This is a genomic window from Mycobacterium sp. (assembly GCF_050701675.1).
In the GTDB taxonomy this organism is placed as follows: domain Bacteria; phylum Actinomycetota; class Actinomycetes; order Mycobacteriales; family Mycobacteriaceae; genus Mycobacterium.
Map to the genome: position 1 here is coordinate 1 of NZ_JBOGDD010000687.1, position 7,506 is coordinate 7,506.

7 protein-coding genes are annotated in these 7,506 nt (G+C 67.5%); 3 read left to right on the plus strand and 4 right to left on the minus strand.

All coding sequences use genetic code 11. The features are described from left to right. The 4 genes from ACRDUX_RS21080 to ACRDUX_RS21095 all read right to left on the minus strand — a co-directional run. On the minus strand, positions 1-932 hold a 932-nt coding region (locus ACRDUX_RS21080), incomplete at its 3' end, for an ABC transporter ATP-binding protein (RefSeq protein ID WP_526416136.1). Beyond that, complete coding sequence (locus ACRDUX_RS21085; protein ID WP_526416138.1) at positions 929-1,759, minus strand: ABC transporter permease; 831 nt, start codon at positions 1,757-1,759, stop codon at positions 929-931. The genes ACRDUX_RS21085 and ACRDUX_RS21080, both read right to left, overlap by 4 nt. Next, positions 1,756-2,754, minus strand: coding sequence for an ABC transporter permease (locus tag ACRDUX_RS21090; RefSeq protein ID WP_526416140.1), 999 nt, complete (start codon positions 2,752-2,754; stop codon positions 1,756-1,758). Before ACRDUX_RS21090 ends, ACRDUX_RS21085 begins: the two co-directional genes overlap by 4 nt. Continuing rightward, positions 2,741-4,426, minus strand: coding sequence for an ABC transporter substrate-binding protein (locus tag ACRDUX_RS21095; RefSeq protein ID WP_526416142.1), 1,686 nt, complete (start codon positions 4,424-4,426; stop codon positions 2,741-2,743). The genes ACRDUX_RS21090 and ACRDUX_RS21095 overlap by 14 nt, the downstream gene beginning before the upstream one ends. A 682-nt stretch (positions 4,427-5,108) precedes the next feature. Between ACRDUX_RS21095 and ACRDUX_RS21100 the strand changes: the two genes are divergently transcribed. The 3 genes from ACRDUX_RS21100 to ACRDUX_RS21110 all read left to right on the plus strand — a co-directional run. Continuing rightward, entirely contained in the window at positions 5,109-5,657 is a 549-nt protein-coding gene (locus tag ACRDUX_RS21100) for a CGNR zinc finger domain-containing protein (protein WP_526416144.1), read from the plus strand. Beyond that, on the plus strand, positions 5,654-6,955 hold the full coding sequence (locus tag ACRDUX_RS21105) for an MATE family efflux transporter (RefSeq protein ID WP_526416146.1): 1,302 nt from the start codon (positions 5,654-5,656) through the stop codon (positions 6,953-6,955). The genes ACRDUX_RS21100 and ACRDUX_RS21105 overlap by 4 nt, the downstream gene beginning before the upstream one ends. A gap of 184 nt (positions 6,956-7,139) precedes the next feature. After that, on the plus strand, positions 7,140-7,506 hold a 367-nt coding region (locus ACRDUX_RS21110), incomplete at its 3' end, for an acyl-CoA dehydrogenase family protein (RefSeq protein WP_526416148.1).

Genomic DNA, 7,506 nt, shown 5'->3' on the forward strand with positions numbered 1-7,506 from the left:
ACCTCGAGGGTCGCGGAGTCCAGGACGATTCGTCGAGGTCCACCGCTGGTGGGGTAGGAGGCTCCGACGCCGCTGAAGGCCAGTGCAATGTCGGCTTCCTGGCGCGGTGGGCGGTGGTCGACGGGCCGCCTTCCGGGGATCGCGGCCAGGAGGGCACGGGTGTAGGAATGCTGAGGCTCACCGAGAACCCTTGCAGTCGGCCCTGATTCGACGATGCGGCCGTCGTGAATGACGGCGATGTCGTCGGCGACCCGGCTGATGGCGCCGAGATCGTGGCTGACCAACAGGACGCCGATGCCGGAGGCGGCCAGTTCGGCGAACAGGTCAAGGACGTGGCGCTGCGTGCGCGGGTCGAGTGCGGTGGTCGGCTCGTCGGCGATGAGGATCGGCGGGTGGGCGATGATCGCGCTGGCGATCAAGACGCGCTGGCGTTGGCCACCTGAGAGTTGGAAGGCGTGGTCACTCAGCCGGCGTTCCGGCTCGGGCAGGTGTACGCGGGTCAAGGCGTCCAGCACGCGCTCACGACGTTCGGTTCGGCTCAACCCGCCTGCTGCCCGCAGGGTGTCACCGACCTCGTCTTCCACCCGGCGTACCGGATCCAGGGATCCCAACGCGTCCTGCAGCACGAACCCGATCCGCCTGCCCCGCAGGGGCCTCCACTGCCGCGGGCTCAGCCCGGTCAGATCGAGGCCGGCAAGGCGGAACTCGTCGGTGGAGACCCGAGAACCGGGCCCCGCTAGCCCGATGAGCGAGCGCGCGGTGACCGACTTACCCGACCCGGATTCGCCGACGAGCCCCAATATCCTGCCCGCCTGCAGGTCGATGTCCACCGAGCGCACGGCCTGCACCTGGTTGGCGCCGCGACCGAAGCGGACGTCGAGTCCGCGAACCCGCAGCAGAGGTCCGGTGTCGGCCGGCGTGGACCGCGTCATCGGGTACCGGCCAGCAGCGCGCGCTGGACGGAGTGCCCCAACGCGGTGAGAGTGATCGACACGACCGCAATTGCCGCGCCCGGGAAGAACGTCAACCACCATGCCTGTGAGATCAGCGACCGCGCGTTGGACAGCATCAGACCCCACTCGGCGGTCGGCGGTTGGGCGCCGAGCCCCAGAAAGCTGAGCGCGGACGCCCAGATGATGGCCTGCCCCACGCCGAGCGTGGCCAAGGGGACCAGCGGCCGCGTGACGTTGCCCGCGATCGTCGTGGCGGCCACGTAACGACGGCTGTGCCCGAGTTGCAGTTGCGATAGTGCGTATTCGGATGCCGTGACCTCGATTACCTGAGCGCGCACGATACGGGCGTATCCCGGTGAGTTGCCGATCCCGACCGCGAGGGCGAGCGTCACCGGCGACGGCCCCAGTGCAGCGATGAGGACCACAGCCAGGACCATGCCGGGAAACGAGAAGAGCAGCTCGGTCAACCTGTCCAGCGGCCGGCGCAGCCAGCGCGGGCCCGTCGCGGCGAGGCCACCGATCACCACGCCGACCACCAGTCCGACGAGCATGGCACCGAACCCGATGAGCAGCGACGCGCGGGCGCCGTGGATCACCCGGGAGAACTCGTCCCGTCCCGTCTGATCGGTGCCGAACAGGTGCTGCCAGGACGGCCCCTGCAACGAGGCGGCCGAAATGGCATTGGGGGCATGCGAACTCACGACTCCGGGAAACGCGGCGGCGAAGACGGCGAAGGCCAGCACGGCGAGTGCCAGCGCTGTTCCAGGGTCGACCCGTGCGCGGGGCAACACCGCGGACCCCGTCACGAGACTTGCTCCCGAAGCCGCGGATCCAGGAGGCGGAGGCCGAGATCGACGAGGGGGGTGATGACGACGTAGATCACCGCGATCACTAGGACGAGCCCGAGCACGATCGGATAGTCGCGCGAGCCAACGGATCGGACGAGCATCTCGCCGATGCCTTGGCGCGCAAAGATCACCTCAACGGCGACCGAGCTGCTGATGACCCATCCGACCGCCCAACCGGTGAGCGCCAGGCTGGCGGCCGCGGCGTGTCGCAGGACCCGTCGCGCCCGCAACGTCAGTTCGCCGACGCCCCGTGCGCGGGCTGCCAGTACGAACGGCTGCTCCAGGGTTTCGTCGAAGCTCTGTCGCATCGTCTGGGCCAGGAAGCCGGCCAGCGGTATGGCGATCGTCAGCGTCGGCATCACGAGGGCGGACAAGCCCTTACCGCCGGAGGACGGCAACCAGTGCAGGCTGAAGCCGAACAGTCCGAGCAGCAGCAGTCCCAGCCAGAAGTCCGGTAGCGAGGCCGTCAGCGCCTCGACTGATCGACCGGCCCGTTCGACCTGGCGAGTGCGCCCCGAGGTCAGGAGGCAGCTGGCCACCGCGAGCACCCAAGCCACCGCGATGGACGCGGTCGTGAGCACGATCGAGCTCGGCAACTGCTCGAGGATGAGACCGGTAACCGGTTGCTTGAGCCGGTAGGAGATGCCGAGGTCGCCGTGCAGTGCGCCGGCCAGGTAGGAGCCGTACTGCACGAGCAGGGGGCGGTCGAGCCCGAACTGGGCTTCCAGAGCGGCGATTCGCTCAGGAGTGGCCTGCGCCCCAGGGCCCAGGATGACCTGGATCGGGCTGCCGGGAATCACCCGTAGCGCAAAGAAGGCCATGGTGACCCCGGCCCACACCACGCCGATGGCTCCGATCGCCCAGCGGCCCAGGGCGATCGCGGCGTTACCGCCGTCGGACCGGTCTTGGCTCGCCTCGCGGGACGGCGCTGGTGCGGTGTCAGCCGTTGACATACGCGTCGTAGAAGGCGGGGGTAACTCCGCTCCAGTCCAGGCGGACGTCGTGAATCTTGTCGTTGTTGGTGGCGACCTGGATGGGGAAGGAGTACAGCGGCAGCGTCAGCGCATTGTCGGTCAGGATCCGTTGCGCCTGGGAGTACAGCTGCTTGCGCTCACCGTCGTTGGTGCCGAGCCGGGCGCGTTCGATGATCGAGTCGAAGTTGGGGTCGTTGAAGCCCGACTCGTTGTTGTGGTACCCGCCGACGGCCTGCAGGCCGTCCGAGGCATAGATCAGGCGCAACGTGTCCGGCGTGTTGATGGTCCAGTAGTCGACGTAAAGGTCGTAGTCCCAGTCTGTTTGGCGTTGCGAGTACGCGGTGCCCGAGGGGTTCTTCTGGATCTGCAGATCGAAGCCGGCATCCTTGACCTTGGCCTGGAGATACTCGTAGAGCGCGTCCTCGGACGCCTGGATTTGCCCGCTCGAGGACACCGGTAGGGCGACGGTCAGGCGCTTGCCGCCCTTGGTGCGATACCCGTCGGCGTCCCGCTGAGTCCAGCCGGCCTCGTCGAGCAGGCGGTTCGCCGTCGCCACGTCGTATCCGTAGTGGCCAGCGTAGGTGGCGTCGTAGTCCGGCGTGCTCGGCGAGAGCGGCGCATTGGCCGGGGTGAACGCCCCGAAGAACACCTGCTTGACGCCTCCATCGACGTCGGCGGCGTGCAGGAAGGCCTGCCGAACCTTGATGTCGTTGAACGGTGCCCGAGTGGTGTTCAGGTCGAGTTGCTGGGGTACCCCGCCCTGTAGTTCGTTGAGCACGTTGAAGTTCGGGGTCGAGGAAGCTTCGCTGAAGTTCTCCGGCGGAATGGCGTCGATGGCATCCACTTCACCCGCGGTGAGCGCACCGTAGCGGGTCGCGGGTTCGGAGATGAACCGGATGATCAGCCGGTCGGCGTACGCCGGGCCCTGGTGCTTGGCCTGGGGCGGGGCCCAGTTGTAGGCGTCATTGCGAACCAGCGACACCTGACTCTGCCGGTCCCACTTCTCGACCTTGAACGGACCGGTGCCCACCGGGGAGGCGCATTCGGCGTCCACGCCACGGGCGATGGCCTTGGGCGATTCGATGCCCCCGGCCGGATGGGCGAGGTAGGTCAACAGGGCCGAATTGGGCTTGGAGAGCACGATGATCGCGGTCAGGTCGTCGGGAGTGCGGGTCTCGACGTAGTTCGCCAGCGCCGCCCCCCAGTTCACCGAGCCCGTCGCCGGTGCGCGCCAGAACTCGATGTTGGACCGCACCGCAGCAGAGTTGAACGGCGTCCCGTCAGTAAAGGTCACGCCCGGGTGCAACTTGAAGGTGTACTGCAAGCCGTCGTCGCTGACCGTGTAGGAGTCGGCCAGCCAGGGCTTGAAGCTGCCGTCCTTTTCCCGCGACACCAGCCTGTCCAAGATCTGCGTGGCCACGTAGTTCTGCGGCTCGTCACCGCCGATGGCGGCCTCCAGGCAGACGGGCTCCTGCTTGTAGGCGAAGGTGACCGTGCCTCCGGGGTGCGGTTGCGCCGCCGTGTTCGCCGAGCCTCCCGAGCACGCCGCGACGGTGATCGCGACGACTCCCACGGACAGCGCAGTGAGGGCCGGACGGACCCGGTTCAGCCTGCTGGCGTGTTCGCTACTAGCACCGTTGACGCTCAACATGACTCTTTCCGTGACCTCTCGGCGATGCGGTCAGCCCGGTCAGGCTAGCGGGCGGTCCGGTAGATGCCCTGTGTGCGCCGCCGCTGCCCGATCGCGACTGGACGGCAACGTCACTGGGCGTGCGTGATTCACCGTGCCGAGGTAAAACCCATCAGCAACGCCGCAGTCCGCGTCGCGCGCTGCGGCCAGACGCCGCCCTCGGGTTCGGCGACAGCCCCCGGCCGGGTGCGGCGGTGACGAAGGTTGCTGCTCGAGACCTGCCGAGCGCACTGAATAGTAGGCGATCCCGATCCGCCCCATTGTGATCGGCCACTCTTCGAGGGACGGCGGCCGCATCGACCTCCGCAAATATTGTGCACGGTGATTCTGATTGGCCAACGAATGTTGGACTAGGAGGGGTGCCGGTCCGCGCCGCACGAGGGTGGATTGACTCAGGCTGAGCGTTAATCGGGTGGTGGCAGTACTTCCGGTGCATCCTCGCGCTGGCGTGGCCCTCGACTCGCGTTCTGCTGCAACGAGTCTTGTCTCCTGGAGGGCAAGTGCCCGACGGCCAACTCGAGCGCAAACTCGACGTGATCCTCAGGGGCCTTTGGGCAGAAGGTGAGGGATGGATGGTGCGTCAAGCCTGTATCCGCGGTTGTAAGCGTTGAAAGTCATTTAGCACTTACAGCACGATGTCTTCATGCCCGTGCTCCGCAGATCCGCAGACCTCACCGTCGACGCCGTGAACGCCTGGCGTGACGGCGTCCTCGACGAGCGCTGGGTGGCCGCCTTGCTGACATCGGACCTACCACTGCAGCACGAACGTCGCGGCGACGAGTCCGACGTCGACCAACTCCTTCACGAGATGCGGAGACTCGCCCAGGACCTCGAACCGGTGTTCTCCGCCGTCGAACCTGCCGGCGCAGCCCACCGGCTCAACGAACTGCTCGCCACCGTCAACGTCCAAGTCAGCGTGTCGATCGGTGACGTCTGGGCTTCGCACCTGCACTTCGACGCGCACGAGGACGGTCTTGCCGAGCGCCTTCGCGTCAACTGTCTCGTCTCGATCGCCACGGTGCTCGCCGATGCCAAGGGGGCGATGCGCATTGGCGAGTGCGCATCGGGGATCTGCAGGCACGTCTTCGTCGACTTCTCCCGCTCCGGTCGCCAGCTGTACTGCTCGCGGCGGTGCGCCACGCGAAGCCACGTGGAAGCCCATCGCGCCCGCTCGCATGCGATCCCACGTTGAGCGCCACGATTCGCGCGGCGCTTCGGCTGTCCGTGCTCGCCGCGATCGCGCTGCTCGCAGAACCGCTCACCGGAGTGGTCGACACGATCCTGGCTGGGCGTCTTGGCGTCCAGGAGCAGGCGTCCCTCGCCCTCGGAGCAGGTATCGCGACGACGGCCACGTGGCTCGTCACGCCGATACTCTTCGCGCAGACCACCGAGGTGGCCCGACTGCGTGCGGCGGGTCGGATGGACGCCGCCGCGCAAACCATGCGTCGCGGCGTCGTGTCCGCGTTGGCATTCGGCCTGGTGCTGTGCGCTGCGTTGGTGGCTGTCGCCATGCTTGCCGACCTCGGGTCGGGCGCCCGCGGTTATCTGCTGGCGCGTGCGGCCGGGCTGCCCGTGATGGCCGTCGTCATGGCGGGATACGGGGGTCTGCGCGGAGGCAATGCCGTCGCCACCGTGTCCGTTCTGGCCCTGTCGGGCGCAGCCGTTCACGTGTTCCTCGACGTCGCGTCGGTGGCGTGGTTCTCTTTGGGCGTCACGGCATTTGGCCTGGCGTCGACGGTGTCCCAGCTCGTCGTGCTCACTCTGCTGTTTCCGACGATGCGGCGGCGCGGACTGCTGCTGAGCGGAACCACGACTGCCGCGGCAGAGCCCTCGGCGTGGCGGCAGTCGGCCGCTGCGGTGTTGGTCCTCGCCGTCCGCTCCGCGGCACTCGGTGCCGGCACTATCGCGATGACGACCGCCGCTGTCGGGATCGGTCCAACCGTCGGCGCCGCGCACCAGGTCACCTACCAATTTTGGCTGCTCGTGGTGCTTGTCGTCGAAGGGTGGAAGTCGGCAGCGCAGATCCTGGTGTCCTCTGCGAAGACGGTTCAGGAACGGCTGACCGTCGAGTCCGCGCTGCTGCGATCGTCGGTGGTCCTTGGTTTGGCCGCCGGGTTGGCCACCCTCGGGCTGATGCAGGTCGTCGTGAACGCGATGTCCGCAGACGCCGCGGTCGCAAATGTCGCACGGTCGATCTGGGCGTTGTCCGCAGTCTCGCTCGCAGTGGGCGCCGTCGCCTCTACGCGCGACGGCATCGAATTCGGCCGCGGCTCGTACGTGGCCAACCTGATGCGGATACTCGCAGGCACCTCCGTGTGGCTCCTCGGCGCGGTGGCGAGCCATGTCACCGGCGACGTGCGCTGGATCTGGTGGGGTGTGCCCGTCGGTCTGGTTGTCCGCATGGCGCTGCCGTTTCGAGTCCCGGCACGGCAGGCGAACGTCACGTGGGCTCCTGCGGCGGAGACCTCATCCGCCTGCCGAACGGCGTAAGGGCTCGCCTTCGGCGCTTGGCGGACCCCGGTCTCCGATTCGATCAGCGTTGCTTCACGCCGTGTGCCGAACCCAGTTAAGTTCGCCACGAATACAACTCGATGGACAAGACTCTGCGCACCTTAAGGTGGCCGCTGCTGAGTGCGGCTGCCGGCCGCCATGATCACCGAGTGAAGGATTGCCGATGTCACGCACGCCGTGGACCGCGCCGCTGGACGACGCCGAGACCGCGCACTGGGATGGTGTGGCCGCCGACGTCGCTCTGACTCTGGACCGCGACGCTCTGGCCAGAGACCGCGCCAACGAGCAGCCCGACGCAGAGCTCAAGCTCCTCAAGGAGTCCGGTCTGGCGAATCTGTTGATCCCACTCCGGTACGGTGGTGGGGGTGGCCACTGGTCCAGCGCCCTGCGGGCGGTGCGGATCCTGGCCCGCGCCGACGCGTCGATCGCTCAGATTCTCAGTTACCACTACTGCAACCACGCCAGCATCGTGTTCTTCGGTGCGCCCGATCGCTGGGAACACTGGTTCACCGCATCGGCCACCGGTAACT